This window comes from Pseudomonas sp. PSKL.D1, from assembly GCF_028898945.1.
GTDB lineage: Bacteria > Pseudomonadota > Gammaproteobacteria > Pseudomonadales > Pseudomonadaceae > Aquipseudomonas.
The window spans coordinates 5,194,430-5,211,465 of record NZ_CP118607.1 but is presented as its reverse complement, the minus strand read 5'-3'; the positions used below and the strand labels follow the sequence as shown (position 1 = coordinate 5,211,465).

Annotated in this window: 17 protein-coding genes; all 17 read right to left on the bottom strand. The window is 63.1% G+C overall.

Annotated features, from left to right (window positions below):
* Positions 1 to 90: 90 nt before the first annotated feature.
* Complete coding sequence (gene urtD, locus PVV54_RS23310; RefSeq protein WP_274907485.1) at positions 91 to 948, bottom strand: urea ABC transporter ATP-binding protein UrtD; 858 nt, start codon at positions 946 to 948, stop codon at positions 91 to 93.
* Positions 945 to 2,024 carry an urea ABC transporter permease subunit UrtC gene (gene urtC / locus PVV54_RS23305; protein ID WP_274907484.1) on the bottom strand — a complete coding sequence of 360 codons (1,080 nt, stop codon included), beginning with the start codon at positions 2,022 to 2,024 and terminating at the stop codon, positions 945 to 947. Before urtC ends, urtD begins: the two co-directional genes overlap by 4 nt.
* The gene (urtB, locus tag PVV54_RS23300; protein ID WP_446731479.1) at positions 2,024 to 3,535 is read right to left on the bottom strand and encodes an urea ABC transporter permease subunit UrtB; all 1,512 of its coding nucleotides are present in this window, start codon (positions 3,533 to 3,535) and stop codon (positions 2,024 to 2,026) included. Before urtB ends, urtC begins: the two co-directional genes overlap by 1 nt.
* Before the next feature lie 98 nt (positions 3,536 to 3,633).
* The gene (urtA, locus tag PVV54_RS23295; RefSeq protein ID WP_274907482.1) at positions 3,634 to 4,899 is read right to left on the bottom strand and encodes an urea ABC transporter substrate-binding protein; all 1,266 of its coding nucleotides are present in this window, start codon (positions 4,897 to 4,899) and stop codon (positions 3,634 to 3,636) included.
* A 268-nt stretch (positions 4,900 to 5,167) separates the two neighbouring features.
* A complete protein-coding gene (cycA, locus tag PVV54_RS23290) occupies positions 5,168 to 6,574 on the bottom strand; it encodes a D-serine/D-alanine/glycine transporter (RefSeq protein WP_274907481.1) in 1,407 nt (468 codons plus the stop codon).
* A gap of 202 nt (positions 6,575 to 6,776) precedes the next feature.
* The gene (locus PVV54_RS23285) at positions 6,777 to 8,141 is read right to left on the bottom strand and encodes a PepSY-associated TM helix domain-containing protein (protein ID WP_274907480.1); all 1,365 of its coding nucleotides are present in this window, start codon (positions 8,139 to 8,141) and stop codon (positions 6,777 to 6,779) included.
* A gap of 64 nt (positions 8,142 to 8,205) precedes the next feature.
* Complete coding sequence (locus PVV54_RS23280; protein WP_274907479.1) at positions 8,206 to 10,272, bottom strand: TonB-dependent copper receptor; 2,067 nt, start codon at positions 10,270 to 10,272, stop codon at positions 8,206 to 8,208.
* Positions 10,273 to 10,338: 66 nt separating this feature from the next.
* The gene (locus PVV54_RS23275) at positions 10,339 to 10,764 is read right to left on the bottom strand and encodes a DUF2946 domain-containing protein (RefSeq protein WP_274907478.1); all 426 of its coding nucleotides are present in this window, start codon (positions 10,762 to 10,764) and stop codon (positions 10,339 to 10,341) included.
* Positions 10,765 to 10,789: 25 nt separating this feature from the next.
* Entirely contained in the window at positions 10,790 to 11,275 is a 486-nt protein-coding gene (locus tag PVV54_RS23270) for a copper chaperone PCu(A)C (RefSeq protein WP_274907477.1), read from the bottom strand.
* A 48-nt stretch (positions 11,276 to 11,323) separates the two neighbouring features.
* Positions 11,324 to 11,713 carry a DUF2946 domain-containing protein gene (locus PVV54_RS23265; protein WP_274907476.1) on the bottom strand — a complete coding sequence of 130 codons (390 nt, stop codon included), beginning with the start codon at positions 11,711 to 11,713 and terminating at the stop codon, positions 11,324 to 11,326.
* A 109-nt stretch (positions 11,714 to 11,822) separates the two neighbouring features.
* Positions 11,823 to 12,677 (bottom strand): SPFH domain-containing protein, encoded by an 855-nt coding sequence (locus PVV54_RS23260; RefSeq protein ID WP_274907475.1) that lies wholly within the window; start codon positions 12,675 to 12,677, stop codon positions 11,823 to 11,825.
* Between the two features lie 25 nt (positions 12,678 to 12,702).
* Positions 12,703 to 13,140, bottom strand: coding sequence for an NfeD family protein (locus PVV54_RS23255; protein WP_274907474.1), 438 nt, complete (start codon positions 13,138 to 13,140; stop codon positions 12,703 to 12,705).
* A 119-nt stretch (positions 13,141 to 13,259) separates the two neighbouring features.
* Positions 13,260 to 13,679 carry a type II toxin-antitoxin system tRNA(fMet)-specific endonuclease VapC gene (gene vapC, locus PVV54_RS23250; protein WP_274907473.1) on the bottom strand — a complete coding sequence of 140 codons (420 nt, stop codon included), beginning with the start codon at positions 13,677 to 13,679 and terminating at the stop codon, positions 13,260 to 13,262.
* Entirely contained in the window at positions 13,679 to 13,909 is a 231-nt protein-coding gene (gene vapB / locus PVV54_RS23245) for a type II toxin-antitoxin system VapB family antitoxin (RefSeq protein ID WP_274907472.1), read from the bottom strand. Before vapB ends, vapC begins: the two co-directional genes overlap by 1 nt.
* A gap of 94 nt (positions 13,910 to 14,003) precedes the next feature.
* Positions 14,004 to 14,720, bottom strand: a complete 717-nt coding sequence (locus PVV54_RS23240) for a cobalt-precorrin-6A reductase (protein WP_274907471.1) — start codon at positions 14,718 to 14,720, stop codon at positions 14,004 to 14,006.
* Positions 14,717 to 15,811, bottom strand: coding sequence for a cobalt-precorrin-5B (C(1))-methyltransferase (locus tag PVV54_RS23235; RefSeq protein WP_274907470.1), 1,095 nt, complete (start codon positions 15,809 to 15,811; stop codon positions 14,717 to 14,719). The genes PVV54_RS23240 and PVV54_RS23235 overlap by 4 nt, the downstream gene beginning before the upstream one ends.
* Positions 15,804 to 17,015 (bottom strand): precorrin-6y C5,15-methyltransferase (decarboxylating) subunit CbiE, encoded by a 1,212-nt coding sequence (gene cbiE, locus PVV54_RS23230; protein WP_274910489.1) that lies wholly within the window; start codon positions 17,013 to 17,015, stop codon positions 15,804 to 15,806. The genes PVV54_RS23235 and cbiE overlap by 8 nt, the downstream gene beginning before the upstream one ends.
* Positions 17,016 to 17,036 lie beyond the last annotated feature (21 nt).

Sequence of the window (17,036 nt, the reverse complement as noted above, 5' to 3'; positions counted from 1 at the left end):
CTGATCGCGGATGAATCCGCTCCTACAGGGATCACGCGCCATTGTAGGAGCGGATTCATCCGCGATAGGGCCAGCACAGGTTCCAATGGTTCAACGACCGAGATACACCTCGACCACCCGCTCATCCGCCTGCACCTGCTCCAGCGACCCTTCCGCCAGCACGCTACCTTGGTGCAGCACCGTCACATGGTCGGCAATGCTGCCCACAAACCCCATGTCGTGCTCCACCACCATCAGCGAATGCTTGCCGGCCAGGCCTTTGAACAGTTCGGCGGTGAATTCGGTCTCGGCATCGGTCATGCCGGCCACCGGCTCGTCGAGCAGCAGCAATTGCGGCTCCTGCACCAGCAGCATGCCGATCTCCAGGAACTGCTTCTGCCCGTGGGACAACAACCCTGCTTGGCGCTGGGCCAGGGGCAGCAGGCGCAGGGTGGTCAGCACTTCCTCGATGCGCTCGCGCTGTTCACCGCTCAGGCGCGCGGCCAGGCTGGCCCACACCGATTTGTCTGTCTTCAGCGCCAGCTCCAGGTTCTCGAACACGGTCAGCGCTTCGAACACCGTGGGTTTCTGGAACTTGCGGCCAATGCCGGCCTGGGCGATCTGGTACTCGCTCATGCGCGTCAGGTCGAGGGTGTCACCGAAGAACGCGCTGCCGGTGTCGGGCCGGGTCTTGCCGGTGATCACGTCCATCATGGTGGTCTTGCCGGCGCCGTTGGGGCCGATGATGCAGCGCAGCTCGCCCACGCCGATGTAAAGGTTGAGCGCGTTGAGGGCCTTGAAACCGTCGAAGCTGACACTGATGTCTTCCAGGCTCAGCACCGTGCCGTGGCGGGTGTCCAGGCCGGCTTCGCGGCGGCTACCCAGGCCAATGGCGTCGCGGCTGCTGCCAAGGTTGTCGAATACCGGTTCGAGCATGAATTCCGGGTGTACCGGCGGGATGCCTTTCATGGCTGGCTCCTTTTCTTCAGCAGGCCGACCACGCCTTTGGGCAGGTACAGGGTCACCAGGATGAACAGCGCACCCAGGAAGAACAGCCAGAACTCCGGGAAGGCCACGGTGAACCAGCTCTTCATGCCATTGACCAGGCCTGCGCCAAGCAGCGGGCCGATCAGCGTGCCACGCCCGCCCAGTGCCACCCACACGGCGGCTTCGATGGAGTTGGTCGGCGACATTTCGCTGGGATTGATGATGCCTACCTGCGGCACATAAAGCGCACCAGCCAGGCCGCACAGCACCGCGCTGAGCACCCACACCAGCAACTTGAAACCACGCGGGTCATAGCCACAGAACATCATGCGGTTTTCGGCATCGCGCACGGCGGTGAGCAGGCGGCCGAACTTGCTTTGGGTGAGGCGCCAGCACAGGTACAGGCTGCCCAGCAGCAGGCCCACGGTTAGCAGGAACAATACCGCCCGGGTGCCTTGCGCGGTGATGTCAAAGCCCAGGATGGTGCGGAAGTTGGTGAAGCCGTTGTTGCCGCCAAAGCCGGTTTCGTTGCGGAAGAACAGGAGCATGCCGGCAAAGGTCAGGGCCTGGGTCATGATCGAGAAGTACACGCCCTTGATCCGCGAGCGGAAGGCGAAAAAGCCGAACACAAATGCCAGCAAACCGGGCGCCAGCACCACCAGGCACATGGCCCAGGCGAAATGCTGGGTGCCGGCCCAGTACCAGGGCAGTTCAGTCCATGACAGGAAGGTCATGAACCCTGGCAGGCCGTCACCTGCGGCCTGGCGCATCAGGTACATGCCCATGGCATAGCCGCCGAGGGCAAAGAACAGCCCGTGCCCCAGCGACAGCAGCCCGGCGTAGCCCCAGACCAGGTCCAGAGCCAGGGCAACGATGGCGTAGCAAAGGATCTTGCCCACCAGCGTGAGGGTGTAGGCCGACACTTGCAGCGGGTGATCCGCCGGCAGCAGCGACAGCAGCGGCAGCGCCACGAGCAGCAGCACGACAACAGCGCCGATGGCCAGCGTCAGGCGCGGCCCGACTTTTTGCGAAGCGGTGACAAGCAGTGGCTGGTTCATCAGTCGATTACCCGTCCCTTGAGGGCGAACAGGCCTTGCGGGCGCTTCTGGATGAACAGAATGATCAACGCAAGGATGAGGATCTTGCCAAGCACCGCGCCGATTTGCGGCTCCAGCAGTTTGTTGGCAATGCCAAGGCCAAAGGCGGCCCAGAGGCTCCCGGCCAGCTGGCCGACCCCGCCGAGCACCACCACCAGGAACGAGTCGATGATGTAGCTTTGGCCCAGGTCCGGGCCGACGTTGCCGACCTGGCTCAAGGCCACGCCACCCAGCCCGGCGATGCCGGAGCCCAGGCCGAATGCAAGCATGTCGACGCGCCCGGTGGACACGCCACAGCAGGCCGCCATGTTGCGGTTCTGGGTGACGGCACGCACGTTCAGGCCCAGGCGCGTGCGGTTAAGCAGCAGCCAGGTCAGCAGTACCACGGCCAGTGCGAAGCCGATGATCACCAGGCGGTTGTAAGGGAGTACCAGGTTGGGCAGCAGTTGAATGCCGCCCGACAACCAGGCCGGGTTGCTCACTTCGACGTTTTGCGCGCCGAACAGCAGGCGGATGGCCTGAATCAGAATCAGGCTGATGCCCCAGGTGGCCAGCAGGGTTTCCAGCGGGCGGCCATACAGGTGGCGGATGACCGTGCGCTCCAGCGCCATGCCGACCCCGGCGCTGACCATGAAGGCCACCGGCAGGGCGATCAACGGGTAAAACTCGATGGCACCGGGCGCATAGCGCTGCAGCAACACCTGGACCATGTAGGTGCTGTAGGCGCCCAGCATCAACATTTCGCCGTGGGCCATGTTGATTACGCCGAGCAAGCCGAAGGTGATTGCCAGGCCCAGGGCTGCCAGCAGCAAGATCGAGCCCAGAGACAGGCCGCTGAAGGCCTGGCCGAGCAGTTCGCCCACCAGCAGTTTGCGTTTGACCTGGGCCAGGCTGGTTTCGGCGGCGGTGCGCACGGCTGCGTCTGTTTCTGCGTCGGGTTGCAGCAGCGCTTCGAGGCGCGTGCGGGCGAGCGGGTCGCCGGTTTCACCAAGCAGGCGTACGGCGGCCAGGCGCACGGCAGGTTCGCTGGCGCCCAGTTGCAGGTTGGCCAGGGCGAGGCCAAGCGCCGCGTGCACGTTGGCGTCTGGTTCGCTGGCGTAGCGGCGGTCAAGGAAGGCCATTTGGGCGGGTTGGGCGCTCTTCTGCAGTTGCAGGGCGGCGGCCAGGCGGGTGTCGCTGTTGTCGCTGAGCAACTGGTGGCTGGCCAGGGCGTTGTCGATCAGGCCGCGCAGGCGGTTGTTCAGGCGGACTTTGCGGGTGTCGTCAGTTGCGATGCGGCCTTGGCGCAGGTTTTCCAGCAGTGGCAGGCGCGTGGCATCGGGTTGTGCCGCCCAGCCTTCGAGCAGGCGGGCTTGCTCGGCGGGCTTGGCGGTGAGGAAGAATTCGCCTTCGCTGGCCTGTGTCGCCAGTGGGAGGAGAAGAAGGAGGCTTAGCAGGAGTCTGAGCATGCGGGTAATCCTGTAAATCGGCAGTGGATTCATCGCGGATAAATCCGCTCCTACAACGGCGGCGCTGAACTCTGTAGGAGCGGATTCATCCGCGATAGGGCCGCGCAGCGGCCCTGATGCACTCAGTTACCTTTCACCGCGTAATCCGGACGCTTCTCATTACCCGGGATGAACGGGCTCCAAGGCTGTGCACGCAGTGGTTGCTCGGTTTCCCACACTACGCTGAACTGCCCGTCATCCTGGATTTCACCGATCATCACCGGCTTGTGCAGGTGGTGGTTGGTCTTGTCCATGGTCAGGGTGTAGCCCGACGGTGCCTTGAAGGTTTGCCCGGCCAGCGCTTCACGCACCTTGTCCACATCGGTGGACTTGGCCTTCTCGGCTGCCTGGGCCCACATGTGGATGCCCACGTAGGTGGCTTCCATCGGGTCGTTGGTCACGGCCTTGTCGGCACCCGGCAGGTTCTTGGCCTTGGCGTAGGCCTTCCAGTCGGCGACGAACTTCTGGTTGACCGGGTTATCCACCGACTCGAAGTAGTTCCATGCGGCCAGGTGGCCCACCAGCGGCTTGGTGTCGATGCCGCGCAGTTCTTCTTCGCCCACCGAGAACGCCACCACCGGTACGTCGGTGGCCTTCAGGCCCTGGTTGGCCAGCTCCTTGTAGAACGGCACGTTGGAGTCGCCGTTGACGGTGGAGATGACCGCCGTCTTGCCGCCAGCGGAGAACTTCTTGATGTTGGCGACGATGGTTTGGTAGTCGGCGTGGCCGAACGGGGTGTAGACCTCTTCGATGTCCTTGTCGGCCACGCCTTTGCTGTGCAGGAACGCGCGCAGGATCTTGTTGGTGGTGCGTGGGTACACGTAGTCGGTGCCCAGCAGGAAGAAGCGCTTGGCGCTGCCACCGTCTTCGCTCATCAGGTACTCCACCGCCGGGATCGCCTGCTGGTTCGGCGCGGCGCCGGTGTAGAACACGTTCGGCGACATCTCTTCGCCTTCATATTGCACGGGGTAGAACAGCAGGCCGTTGAGCTCTTCGAATACTGGCAACACGGATTTGCGCGACACGGAGGTCCAGCAGCCGAACACCACCGCGACCTTGTCCTGGGTCAGCAGCTGGCGGCTCTTTTCGGCAAACAGCGGCCAGTTGGAAGCCGGGTCGACCACGACCGGTTCGAGCATCTTGCCGTTGACCCCGCCCTTGGCGTTGATCTCGTCGATGGTCATCAGCGCCATGTCCTTGAGCGAAGTCTCGGAAATCGCCATGGTCCCTGAAAGCGAATGCAGGATGCCGACCTTGATGGTTTCGGCGGCCTGGATGCTCCAGCTAAGCCCCATCGCCGCAATCGATGCGCTGAGGGTAAAGGCCTTGATCAGACTGCGACGCTTCATGTGCTCTCTCCGCTGAGTTTTTTTGGTGTTGGGCAAGCGGGGAGGGGCGTTGCAAGGGGTGTGCCTAGTCTGGGAGGCATGTAATAGAAGGGTTGTGCGAGGTATTAGGGCGTGAAGTGGATCCAGGTTGGTGCCTGGCGCATTTGCGTGCACAGCATTGGGGCCGCGTTGCAGCCCATCGCGGCGGTCCGACGTCTCGGTAAATCCGCTCCTACAGCCTGTAGGAGCGGCTTCAGCCGCGATGGGCTGCAAAGCAGCCCCGGCAGAATCAACCGTTACGCACAGCCGTGCGCGGATGCCGCTTGCTACGCACAAACTGATAGGTCACCGCCAGCAGCACAAACCAGATCGGCGTTACCACCAGCGCCGAGCGGGTGTCCGCCTCCAGGCTCAGCAGCACCAGGATGAAGGCAAAGAACACCAGGCACACGTAGCACATGAAACGCCCGCCCGGCATCTTGTAGGTCGATGCCTCATGCAGCGCGGCGCGGTGCGTGCGGTACTTGAGGTACGACAGCAGGATCAGCGTCCACACGAACATGAACAGCACCGCCGAAACAGTGGTGACCAAGGTGAATGCTTCGACCACGTTCGGTACCAGGTAAATCAGTACCGCACCCAGCAACAGGCAGGTGCAGGAGAAGTACAGGCCGTTGGCCGGCACTGAACGCGACGACAGTTTTTCGAACGCCCGTGGAGCATCACCTTCCTGGGCCAGGCCAAACAGCATGCGGCTGGTGGAGAACACGCCGCTGTTGGCCGACGAAGCGGCCGAAGTCAGCACCACGAAGTTGATGATGCTTGCCGCGGCCGGCAGGCCCGCCAGCACAAACAGTTCAACGAACGGGCTCTTGCCCGGTACCACGTCGCGCCATGGGGTAACGGCCATGATCGCAACCAGCGCCAGCACGTAGAACACGATGATGCGGATCGGGATCGAGTTGATCGCCCGTGGCAGGGTGCGCTCGGGGTTTTTTGCCTCTGCGGCAGTGGTGCCGACCAGTTCGATGCCGACAAAGGCGAACACGGCAATCTGGAAGCCGGCGAAGAAGCCCATCAAGCCATGGGGGAACATGCCACCGTCGTTCCACAGGTTGGCCAGCTGTGCAGTGCGCCCGCTGGGCGATTCAAAGCCGGTGATGACCATGTACAGGCCCGTGGCGACCAGGCCGAGGATGGCGACGATCTTGATCAGGGCGAACCAGAATTCCATTTCGCCGAACATTTTCACGGTCACCAGGTTCAGCGACAGCAGTACCGCAACGCAGGTGAGCGCGGGTATCCACTGGGGCAGGTCGGGGAACCAGAACTGCGTGTAGGCGGCGATCGCGACCACGTCGGCGATACCGGTGACCACCCAGCAGAACCAGTAGGTCCAGCCGGTGAAATACCCGGCCCAGGGGCCTAGCAGGTCGGCGGAAAAGTCGATGAATGATTTGTAGTTGAGGTTCGACAGCAGCAGTTCGCCCATGGCGCGCATGACGAAGAACAGCATGAAGCCGATGATCATGTAGACGAAGATGATCGAAGGGCCTGCCAGGCTGATGGTCTTGCCCGAGCCCATGAACAGGCCGGTGCCGATGGCGCCACCGATAGCGATCAACTGGATGTGGCGGTTGGTCAGGTTGCGTTGCAGGTGCTGGTCTTCAGCAGGAGGGGAGGAGGTCCGGGTCATTGGCTGCATTCCATTTCGGGTCAGTCTTTTTCTGAAAGCCGTGTAGGCTAACACGCGTGTCCCAATTCGGGGCGCGGCAGATCGACACCGCGATACTGGGAGCGCGTTGCGCCCCATCGCGGATAAATCCGCTCCTACAGGCGATCGCGCGTTGTAGGAGCGGATTTATCCGCGATGGGCTGCAAAGCAGCCCCCGGCACTCTCAAGCCCCAACCAGTACGCGGCGCCGCACCACCAGACTATCCACAACCCACATCACCACCATCGACACCCCCACCAGCGGGAACATCACCCCCAGCACCAGCATCACCCCCACCGCCGTTTTCCAACGCGGCAGGTCATGGCGAAGCGGCGGCACACCCAGCCCGCCTTCCGGCCGACGCTTCCACCACATCACCAACCCGCTCACCGAACCCAGCAGAATCATCAGGCACACCAACAGGATAATGACCTGATTCAGCGGCCCGAACATCTTGCCTTCATGCAACATCACCCCCAGCTCGGTGGCTCGGGCGACCGGGCTGTAATCCTGCCAGCGCACATCGGCCAGCACCTTGCCGGTGTACTGGTCCACATGCAGGGTGGCATCGTTGCGTGGGTCGTCGGCGAACACGGCGATGGTGTACACGCCATCGGCAGTGGTCGGCACGGTGATGCTGTAGCCCGGCTCCACCTCGCGCAAGGTGGCCAAGTCTTCCACTTGCTGCAGGCTCACCTGTGGCGCGGCCGGCATGTTCGACATCATGTGGTGCCCGGCATGCTCGGCGTGTGCACCGGATTGCGGCATCGGTGTGTTCTCCATCGCCCAGGGCACCGTCTGGCGATGGGCGCTGTTCAGCTCGCCAGCCTGTTGGTCGGATTTGGGCACGTCATTCCACATGGCCGCCGGAAAGCGGTTCCACAGGTCTGCATACTGCTTGCCCCACAGGCCGGTCCAGGTCATGCCGCTGATCAGCATCAGCAGCAGCAGGGCCGAGCCCCAGAAACCGGTTACCGCGTGCAGGTCGCGCCAGAAGACTCGGCCCTTGGCCGACAGCCGCGGCCACAGCACCCCCGAGCTTTTACGGCCACGCGGCCACCACAGGTACAGGCCGGACACCACCAGCACGATGCCCCAGCCCGCCGCCAGCTCGATCAGCCGGTCACCAACCGTGCCAACCATCAGCTCGCCATGCAGGGCGCGGGCGATGGCTTGCAGGTTCTGCTTGGCATCCTGCTCGCCGAGGATCTTGCCGCTGTACGGGTCGACGAACACGTTCAGCTCGCGCCCGGTGTCATGCACCACGAACTGCGCGCTTCGTTCGGCGTCGAGCGGTGGCAGGTACTGCCCGACATGGCCCTTGGGGTACGCCTGGCGGACTTCGGCCAGCATCACATCGGCGCCCTGGCGGTGATGCCCGGCTTCGACCACCATCAGGTCGCGGTACATGATCGGGTCAAGCTGCGGCTTGAACAGGTAGATGATCCCGGTGATCGCCAGCAGGATCATGAAAGGGGCAACGAACAGCCCGGCATAGAAGTGCCAGCGCCAAGCCAGGTTATAGAAGGAAACGCGTGTTCCGCTCATGGGAACCTCCTGTTTGACCAGCTGAGGGGCGCGACAGGTGCCGCGCCCGTTGTTGTTGTTGTTGTCAGAAGCTGAAGTCGACCTTGGTCCAGAAGGTACGGCCTGGCTCATTCACCGGCTGTGGATCCGTGGCCGGGTAGCCGAACCCGGCATTCCCGGCCAGGTTCAGGTGCTCGGCGTAGGTTTTGTCGAACAGGTTGTCGACGCCTGCGCTGAGCTTGAGGTTTTGATTGACCTTGTAGGCGCCGTTAAGCGAGAACACGCCGAAACCGGCACTTTTCTCGTAATCCTTGCCCACCACATTGCCCTGGTTTTCGGCGATGCGGTTTTGTGCGGACACCAAGCGCCACAAGGCGCCGGCGCTCCAGGTGTCGCGGCTGTAGGTCAGGCCCAGGCGACTCTCAAGTGGTGGCATTTGCGGCAGTGCCTTGCCATCGCTGCTGTTCTTGCCCCAGGCGTAGGCCAGGGTGGCATCGGCCTTCCAGTTTTCGGTGAGCTTGTAGGCCGCGCCCAGCTCGCCGCCCATGATGCGTGCGTCGATGTTTTGCGCCTGGGTAGTGCTCATGCCCATCATGCCGGTGCGGTAGTCGAACAGGATGTAGTCGCGGATTTGCCCCACGTAGCCCGATGCCCAGGCTTCCAGGCGCTCGTCGCGGTACTGGATGCCGAAGTCGAGCTGGGTGGTCTTCTCGGGCTTGATGCTGTCGAAGGCGTTGGTCGAGCCGGCCGGGCCTTGGTCAGGGGAGAACAACTCCCAGTAATCGGGGAAGCGTTGCGCGTGACCGAGGCCGATGTAGGTGGTGGCTGGCAGGGCTGCCAGGTCGTGTTCGAAGCGCACGAAGCCACTGGGCAGGGTGTCAGCCCGGGTGTTGCCGTTGGTGGCGCTGTCTTCACGGAAGTCCCGTGCCGAGGCGCGGTCCAGGCGGGCGCCGGTAATCAGGCGATCGGCACCGGTGGCGTACCAGGTGAGCTCGCCGAAGACTCCGTAGTTATGGAAGTCGGCGTCCTTGGTCCATGGCTCGTTCTTGTAGGTGTCTACACCCATTGCACTGCGTGCGCGGTGTTCGTTGGTTTGCGCATCGATGCCGCTGATCAGTTGCACATCTGCCCAACGCCAGGTTGCCTTGATGCGCCCACCCAAGGTACGGCGTTCTACGGCGGCAGCCATGGGGCCGGCCATCATGCCGGTGCCTGATGGGGTGCGCAGGCTGTAGTTGTCCATTACGTGGTCGGCGTAGTTGTAGTAGACCTGCGCCTCGACCTTGTCGAGCACTTCGCCGAGGTTGGACTTTTCAAACCGCAGGCCCAGGCTTTCGCGCTTGAACTGCGAACCGTCCATGCCGCGCCCGGCGTAACGGGCCTCGCCATCGCCCTTGCCCGCGGTCAGTTCCAGCAGCGTGTTCTCGTCCGGGGTCCAGCCCAGCGCCACGTCGCCGTTCCATTTTTCCCAGCGTGACGGCACGGTGTCACCTTTGCCATCGTCATAGTCGTCCGAGCGCGACTGGTTGCCGACAAAGCGGGCGTAGCCCTGGCTGTTGCCGGCTGCGGCATCCAGCACCTTGTCAAAGCGGCCGTTGGACCCGGCCAACAGGCTGGCGTTGACCCGGCTGCCCAAGGTGCCGAACTTCTCTGGCTCGCGCTCGAACAGAATGGTGCCCGCCGAACCGCCCGGCCCCCAGATCACGCTTTGCGGGCCTTTGATTACGGTAAGGCGGTCGTAGGTTTCCGGCGCGATGTAGGACGTTGGCGCGTCCATGCGGTTGGGGCAGGCACCCAGCATCATCCCGCCGTTGGTGAGGATATTCAGGCGCGAGCCGAACATGCCGCGCAGCACCGGGTCGCCATTGGTGCCCCCGGCGCGGATCGCCGAAAAGCCGGGGATGGTCTTCAGGTAGTCGGCACCATCGCTGGCCGGCACCGGCTGGCGCGGGTCTTTCGGGTTGGTGACCACGGTCAGCGGCGAGCTGGGCGCGATGGCAGTGATTACCGTCGGGCTCAGTTCGGCTTGCTCGTGTTGATGGCCTTCATGGCCGGGGTCGGCGGCCAGGGCCATGGGCGCGAGCAGGGTGCCGCACAGGGCGGCGAATGTCCCGCGCAGGGCGGGAGGGAAAACGGAGGTGCAGCCGGACATAGTGATTCCAGTCGATCAGTCATGAGTGGGCGCGAAGCCTTCAGGCTCCGTGCAGCAACGGGGGTATCAGACGCTGATCATTAGTGGGGGCGCGCGGCTGCGGGCACCCGGAAACACGGCCTGCCGGGCGTGGCCATGGTGTGTGGGGATAGAAAGAAGCGTGGCGGGTACGACGATGCCCACGCTGAGCGGGCTGAGGGTTTGCGGCAGTGCGGGGCAGTTGAACAGCAGGCTGCAGTAACCGCACTTTTCCCACATCACATGCAGTTGGCCATCATTGCCGTGGCCGTGGTGCGCACCATGCTCGTGCCCGGCGGGCATCTGCATGTCCATTGGCATTTGCATGCCAGCGTGGTGTTCCATCGGCATCGACTGGGAAACCAGCGGGCCGATGAAGATCATCCACATGGCGAACAGGCTCAGCCAGCCGCCACCGATGCGCCTGCGTTCAGGGCGGGTGGTACGGCTGAGGCGGTTGCGCGGCAGGCTCATGATGGCGAGCGCCTGTCAGCGTGGGTCAGTGCGCGTGTTCGTGGGCCTGGGGTTGGTCCGTTGGCGGCTGCTTCTGCACGGCCACCTCCACGGTAATGTCGCCTGCCTTTTCGAAATGCAGGGTCAGCGGGAAGCGCTTGCCATCGGCCAGCAGGCTGCGGTCCTTAGGCTGCATGAGCATCACGTGATAGGCGCTGGGGGCGAAGGTCAGGTCTTTGCCGGCGGGCACCGCCACACTGTTCACCTGCTGCATCTTCATGGCGCCAGCAGCAGTCATGGCATGTTCGTGCAACTGGGCATCGTTGCTGATGGGGCTGTCGACACTCAGCAGGCGGTCATCGGCCTTGCCATTGTTGTGCACGATGAAATAGGCCGCGACGTTCGGCGCGTTGGGTGGCAGCGCCAGCGACCACGGGTGGGCGATGTGCAGGTCGCCCACCGTGTATTCGTGGGCGTTGGCGAAGGCGGCGGGTAGCAACAAGGCGGCCACTGCGAGAGCTTGCTTGAGCATGGTGTGTATCTCCGATCGGTTCAGGTTCAGGCAGACAGCGTGATGAACTCAGGCGATGGGAGAGGCACGGGGATTGAGCGCAGGCCATTGCTGGCGCGGTGTGGGCCAGTAGGTTACGAGTGATGGGGCATTGCCGGCCAGTAGCGTGGGCGGGTTGTGCAACTGTGGCGGGTAGCCAGGCAGGGCCAGCACAGGGCCTGTGCCAGAGCAGCACCAGCAGTGCTGCATGTTGGCATGCTGGTCGCTTTGCGTACCGAGGTCGATCTTGGCCAGGGCCTGCACATCAACCTTGGCCTTGCCCGCAACGCTGGAACAGAAAGCCCCCCACAGCAGCTGCTCGGCCGGGCCCTTGGGCGCGGCAGAAGACAGCGGCATGGCCAGCAGGTTGAACAGCACTGCCAAGCAGGCTATCCAGGCGATGTGCCGACGTGGGGGCATGGAGAGATCCGGTCAGGAATCGTGGGCGGTATTGTAAGGCGGAGTATAGGTAAAAATGCGGGGGTGCGGTGAAGTGACGCAGGTGGGCCGCAAAGCGGCCCCGGCAATTTCAAGCCTTGTTACGGCCCATCAACCCGCGCACGGTTTCCTGCAGGTCGGCTGGCAGCACCACAACCTTGGCATTGTTGCTGCTGGCCAGGTTCTCCATCGCCCCTACGTAACGCTCACCCAACAGGTACATTGCCGGCACCGTTTCGCTGCCTACGGCTTCCTTGACCAGCTCGATTGCCCGTGCCGATGCTTCTGCCAGGTTGATCTGCGCTTCTGCATCCAGCTTGGCCGCTTGCAACCGCGCCTCGGCCTCAAGGATGGCGGCCTGCTTGGCGCCTTCGGCGCGGGTGACGTCGGCCTTACGTTCCCGCTCGGCGGCGGCCTGGCGCTCCATGGCCATTTGCATGTTCTCGGACGGCTTGATGTCCTGGATCTCCACCGAACGCACGGTTACGCCCCAGTCTTCGGTCTGTTCGGACATTGCTTCGCGCAGGCGCGCCTTGATCTGCTCACGGCTCGACAGCGCCTCGTCCAGGTCCATCGCACCGACGATGGCACGCAGCGACGTCATGGTCAGGCTGGTCACGGCAAACGAGAAGTTCTGCACCCCGTAGGAAGCCTTTTGCGGGTCCACGACTTTGGCAAAGCACAGGGCGTTGGCAACGATCACGGCGTTGTCCCGGGTGATGATTTCCTGCTGCTGCACATCGAGGATGATGTCTTTGGTAGGCAGGCGGTAGGCAACCACGTCCATGTACGGGATGACGATGTTGAGGCCGGGCTTGAGGGTGCTGTGGTAGCGGCCCAGGCGCTCGACGATCCACTCTTCGCCCTGAGGCACGATGCGTACCCCTTTGAACACGGTGATGAGAACAAATACAGCGAGTACGGCAACAACGATGAGGCTGGTCATGATGGCAGTGTCCTTTTGGCTGCAGTCAGGCCCGAATCACCCGGGCAGTGTTACCTTCGATGGCGACGAGCCTTACGCGCTCGCCGGACGGGATGTCGCTGTCGGCGACGCAGGTCCATTCCTCGTTACCGAGGATCGGCTTCTGGAAGCGCACACGGCCTTTCTGGAATTCCGATACGTTGGTGATCAACAGCCCCACTTCGCCGATGACGCTCTCGGCCGTCCAGCGCACATCCGGCTGCTTGCGCCGGAACAGCTTGAACCACAGCGCCGTGGTGGCAGAAGAGAAAAGCACCCACAGCAACACCTGCATGTCCAGTTGCAGCGTTGGCATTGCCAGCGAGATGAGCGAAACCAGCACGGCGCCGATGCCGAACCAGATGATGAAGAACGTGGGCAGGACCAGTTCGAGCAGGATCAGCCCGATGCCGAAGACCAGCCAGATCCACCATTGCATTTCCATATGGGTTCCACCATCCGAAGAATGGGCTTGAGTCTAAAGCCGGTACTAGGCGGATGACCACTCAGAAAATTCAGGGTAGCTGATGAGAAATGGAGGCGAATGTTGTAGGGGATTGGATCTTAGGCTGAGTCTGTCGGAGAAATCAGCCAGTCTTCCACCCGAAGTCCCGGAACACGCTGAAACTCCCTCAGGTTGTTTGTTACGAGCACAAGGCCTCGTGCCCGGGCATGGCCGGCAATCAGTTGATCATAGGGGCCAATGGGCGTGCCCGCTTTGGCCAATTCTGCTCGTAACTGACCACTGTGCTCAGCCGCGAGGCTGTCATATTCGACTACTTCCAGGCGGGCAGCGAAACCTTCCACAATCGTGAGATTGCGATCCGGGTATGCTGATTTTTCTGCACCGTAGACCAACTCCATCAAAGTGACGGTGCTGATTGCCATCTGGCCGTGGTGCCGATTGAAAGCTTCACGTACCTGTTGTGGCTTGTTCTTGATAGTAAAGATGCAGATGTTCGTATCGAGCATGTATCTGAGCATTAAAACCCTTCGCGCTCCTGATCGTCAGGTTGGTCGCGCTCAGCCATGAAGTCTGGGCTCACGTCATTACCATCAAACCAGCTGTCCCACGCTTCGCCAGCAGGTGTGATGATACGGGTACGTCCTACGGCGACAATATCCACGCGTGTGACCTCATCGGGAAGAGCAACGGACTTAGGTAGGCGGATTGCCTGGCTGCGGTTGCTTTTGAAGACAGCACCTTGCTCCATGGTTAGGCTCCTGGAAAGCAGAAAACTGTGACTGAAGTTTAAGTGCAAGTCGGTATATGTCAATGGGATATACGTTATGCCTGTTGAGCGCTCATTAGCTCAGGCATTCCAGCAAGGCGTTTAACTCAGTAAATGTCTGGTCGGTCAAGGGCAATGCTGGCCGCTTGAGAATCAAAACCGGTAACCCCAGTTCGTGCGCCACATCAAGCTTGGGCTCAGTTGCCACGCTGCCACTGTTCTTGCTCACCAGTACGTCGATTTGCCTGCGTTCGAACAGGCGGCGTTCATCGTCAATGTGAAACGGCCCTCGGGCAGCAATCACTTCACACTGCTCATTGCCCTGGCACGCTTCCAATGCCCGCAACGTCCAGAACTGCCCCGGCGGAATCTCTTCAAGATGCTGCAGCGGTTCGCGCCCAAGGGTAAACAGCGGCCGCTTGAATGGCTTGAGCGCTTCAACCAGCTCGGCCCAGTCGGCCACTTCGCGCCAGTCGTCCCCTGGCTGTGCCTGCCAGGCGGGGCGGCGCAAGGCCCAGCAGGGAATGCCCACGGCCTGGGCCGCCGCTGCAGCATTGCGGCTGATTTGCGCGGCGTAGGGGTGGGTGGCATCGATCAGCAACGTGATGCCCGCCTCGCGCAGGTAGTTTGCCAAACCTTCGGCCCCGCCATAGCCGCCCACCCGCACCTGGCATTGCAGGTCTTGCGGTACCCGGCCGATGCCCGCCAGGCTGTAGACATGTTCCGGCCCGAGCGTGCGGGCAATGGCCAGCGCCTCGGTGACGCCGCCTAGCAGCAGGATACGCCGTGTCATTGCACACCTGCCTTGCCGACGATGCCGCCTTGGCGGTCGATGGCGAAAACTTCCACTTGCACCTGCGCCGGCACCACGCTGCAAGTGAATGCCAAGGCATGGGCACACACGGCGTCACCCAAGGCTATGCCGGCAGCGTGGGCCAGCGCCAACGCCTGCTGGCTGGTATTGGCGCCGATGATGGCTGCTTGCAAGTCAGCACCGGCGCCAATGTCTGCCGCCCAGCCCGCAAGCTGCGGTAAGTCGATGCTGGAATGGCGGCTATGCAGGTCCATGTGCCCGGCAGCCAGCTTGCTGATCTTGCCGAAACCGCCGCACAACGTCAGGCGTGGAACCGGGACTTTGCGCAGGTGCTTGAGCACTGCGCCGACAAAGTCGCCCATTTCGATCAGGGCGATTTCCGGCAGGCCATACACTCGGCGCATGGTGTCTTCACTGGCATTGCCGGTACAGGCGGCGATGTGGGTGTAGCCGTTGGTGTGGGCGACGTCGATACCTTGATGGATGGAGGCGATGTACGCAGAACACGAGAATGGCCGCACGATGCCGCTGGTGCCCAGGATCGACAACCCGCCGAGTATGCCCAGGCGCGGGTTCATGGTCTTCAATGCCAATTGCTCGCCGCCCTGCACATTCACGGTGACTTCGAAGCCACCGGGGTAGCCGCAATCGTCGGCCAGTTGCTGCAGGTGTTCAGTGATCATGCGCCGGGGTACTGGGTTGATCGCCGGCTCGCCCACGGCAAGCACCAGCCCGGGGCGGGTGACCGTGCCGACGCCCTGGCCTGCAACAAAGCGTATGCCGGGTTCAGGCAGCAGGCGTATCTGGCTGTACAGCAACGCCCCGTGGGTGACATCCGGGTCGTCACCGGCATCCTTGAGCGTGCCCGCTTCGGCGCGCTCGCCCGCCAGGCGGCAGAACTCCAGGCGCATCTGCACCACCTTGCCCTTGGGCAGGGTGATGTCCACCGCGTCATTGTGCTGGCCGGTCAGCAGCAGGCGTGCGGCTGCCAGGCTGGTGGCGGTTGCACAGCTGCCGGTGGTCAGGCCGCTGCGCAGCGGGGCAGGTTGCTCGCGGGTTTCTTCACGCATCGAAGGGTTTCACCACGTCGAGCAGGGTGATCGGCAAGGCCTGGCGCCAAGTGTCGAACGCGCCCAGGGGTTGGGCCTGGGCGACGTGGATGCGGGTCAGTTCGCCGCCATGTTGTTCACGAAAGTGCGCAAGGGCCAGTTCGCTTTGCAGGGTCACCGCGTTGGCGACCAGCCGGCCGCCCGGGCGCAGGCGCTCCCAGCACAGCGGTAGCACGCCTTCACGGGTGACGCCGCCGCCGATGAAGATGGCGTCGGGGCGCTCCAGGTCGGCCAGCGCCTGCGGCGCCTTGCCGCGAACCAGGTGCAAGCCCGGCACGCCCAAGGCATCGCGGTTGTGCTCGATAAATCCTTGGCGGCCTTCGTCGGCCTCGATGGCCAGGGCACGGCATGCCGGGTGGGCGCGCATCCATTCGATGCCAATCGAGCCACACCCCGCGCCAACATCCCACAGCAGTTCGCCCGGTTGTGGCGCCAGGCGAGCGAGGGTGATAGCGCGCACGTCCCGTTTGGTCAACTGACCATCGTGGCGGAACGCGCTGTCCGGTAGCCCTGCCACGCGTGGCAGGCGGGGGGCATCTGATGTGGCCTGACATTCGATTGCGACCAGATTAAGCGCGGCCACTTGCGTGTGCGGCCAGTCTTCGGCACTCCCCGTCAGCTGGCGTTGGTCGGGGCCACCCAGGTGTTCGAGCACATGCAGGCGGCTTGGCCCGAACCCGCGCCCACACAGCAGGGCGGCGATGGCGGCGGGGCTGCCACCGTCGTTGCTCAGCACCAACAGGCGCAGGCCGCTGTGCAAGTGGGCATTGAGTGCAGCCAGCGGACGGGCGACCAGTGATACCACCTGTACGTCCTGCAGTGGCCAGCCCAGGCAGGCAGCGGCCAAGGAGCAGGAAGAGGGCATCGACAGCACCTGCATTTCTTCGGCAGGCACTTGCCGCGCCAGGCTGGCGCCAACGCCATAGAACATCGGGTCACCGCTGGCCAGCACGCACACCGGTTCGCCACGCAGCGCCAATACCGGGGCCAGGGAAAACGGGCTTGGCCATTCTTGTTTGAGGGCGCTGATGCAGTGGGGCAGCAAGGCCAGCTGGCGCGGGCTGCCGATGACTCGCGTAGCCGCCAGCAGGGCGCGCCGGGCCTGCTTGCCCAGGCCGCTGTAGCCGTCTTCGCCGATACCAATTACTGTCAACCAGGGTGCCATCTGTTCCAATCCGCCAATGAT

What these genes read in the sequence shown, in the direction of transcription:
- urtD (WP_274907485.1), bottom strand. Translation starts at nt 948, where the DNA reads ATGAAAGGCATCCCGCCGGTACACCCGGAATTCATGCTCGAACCGGTA.
- urtC (WP_274907484.1), bottom strand. Translation starts at nt 2,024, where the DNA reads ATGAACCAGCCACTGCTTGTCACCGCTTCGCAAAAAGTCGGGCCGCGC.
- urtA (WP_274907482.1), bottom strand. Translation starts at nt 4,899, where the DNA reads ATGAAGCGTCGCAGTCTGATCAAGGCCTTTACCCTCAGCGCATCGATT.
- cycA (WP_274907481.1), bottom strand. Translation starts at nt 6,574, where the DNA reads ATGACCCGGACCTCCTCCCCTCCTGCTGAAGACCAGCACCTGCAACGC.
- PVV54_RS23285 (WP_274907480.1), bottom strand. Translation starts at nt 8,141, where the DNA reads ATGAGCGGAACACGCGTTTCCTTCTATAACCTGGCTTGGCGCTGGCAC.
- PVV54_RS23280 (WP_274907479.1), bottom strand. Translation starts at nt 10,272, where the DNA reads ATGTCCGGCTGCACCTCCGTTTTCCCTCCCGCCCTGCGCGGGACATTC.
- PVV54_RS23275 (WP_274907478.1), bottom strand. Translation starts at nt 10,764, where the DNA reads ATGAGCCTGCCGCGCAACCGCCTCAGCCGTACCACCCGCCCTGAACGC.
- PVV54_RS23270 (WP_274907477.1), bottom strand. Translation starts at nt 11,275, where the DNA reads ATGCTCAAGCAAGCTCTCGCAGTGGCCGCCTTGTTGCTACCCGCCGCC.
- PVV54_RS23265 (WP_274907476.1), bottom strand. Translation starts at nt 11,713, where the DNA reads ATGCCCCCACGTCGGCACATCGCCTGGATAGCCTGCTTGGCAGTGCTG.
- PVV54_RS23260 (WP_274907475.1), bottom strand. Translation starts at nt 12,677, where the DNA reads ATGACCAGCCTCATCGTTGTTGCCGTACTCGCTGTATTTGTTCTCATC.
- PVV54_RS23255 (WP_274907474.1), bottom strand. Translation starts at nt 13,140, where the DNA reads ATGGAAATGCAATGGTGGATCTGGCTGGTCTTCGGCATCGGGCTGATC.
- vapC (WP_274907473.1), bottom strand. Translation starts at nt 13,679, where the DNA reads ATGCTCAGATACATGCTCGATACGAACATCTGCATCTTTACTATCAAG.
- vapB (WP_274907472.1), bottom strand. Translation starts at nt 13,909, where the DNA reads ATGGAGCAAGGTGCTGTCTTCAAAAGCAACCGCAGCCAGGCAATCCGC.
- PVV54_RS23240 (WP_274907471.1), bottom strand. Translation starts at nt 14,720, where the DNA reads ATGACACGGCGTATCCTGCTGCTAGGCGGCGTCACCGAGGCGCTGGCC.
- PVV54_RS23235 (WP_274907470.1), bottom strand. Translation starts at nt 15,811, where the DNA reads ATGCGTGAAGAAACCCGCGAGCAACCTGCCCCGCTGCGCAGCGGCCTG.
- cbiE (WP_274910489.1), bottom strand. Translation starts at nt 17,015, where the DNA reads ATGGCACCCTGGTTGACAGTAATTGGTATCGGCGAAGACGGCTACAGC.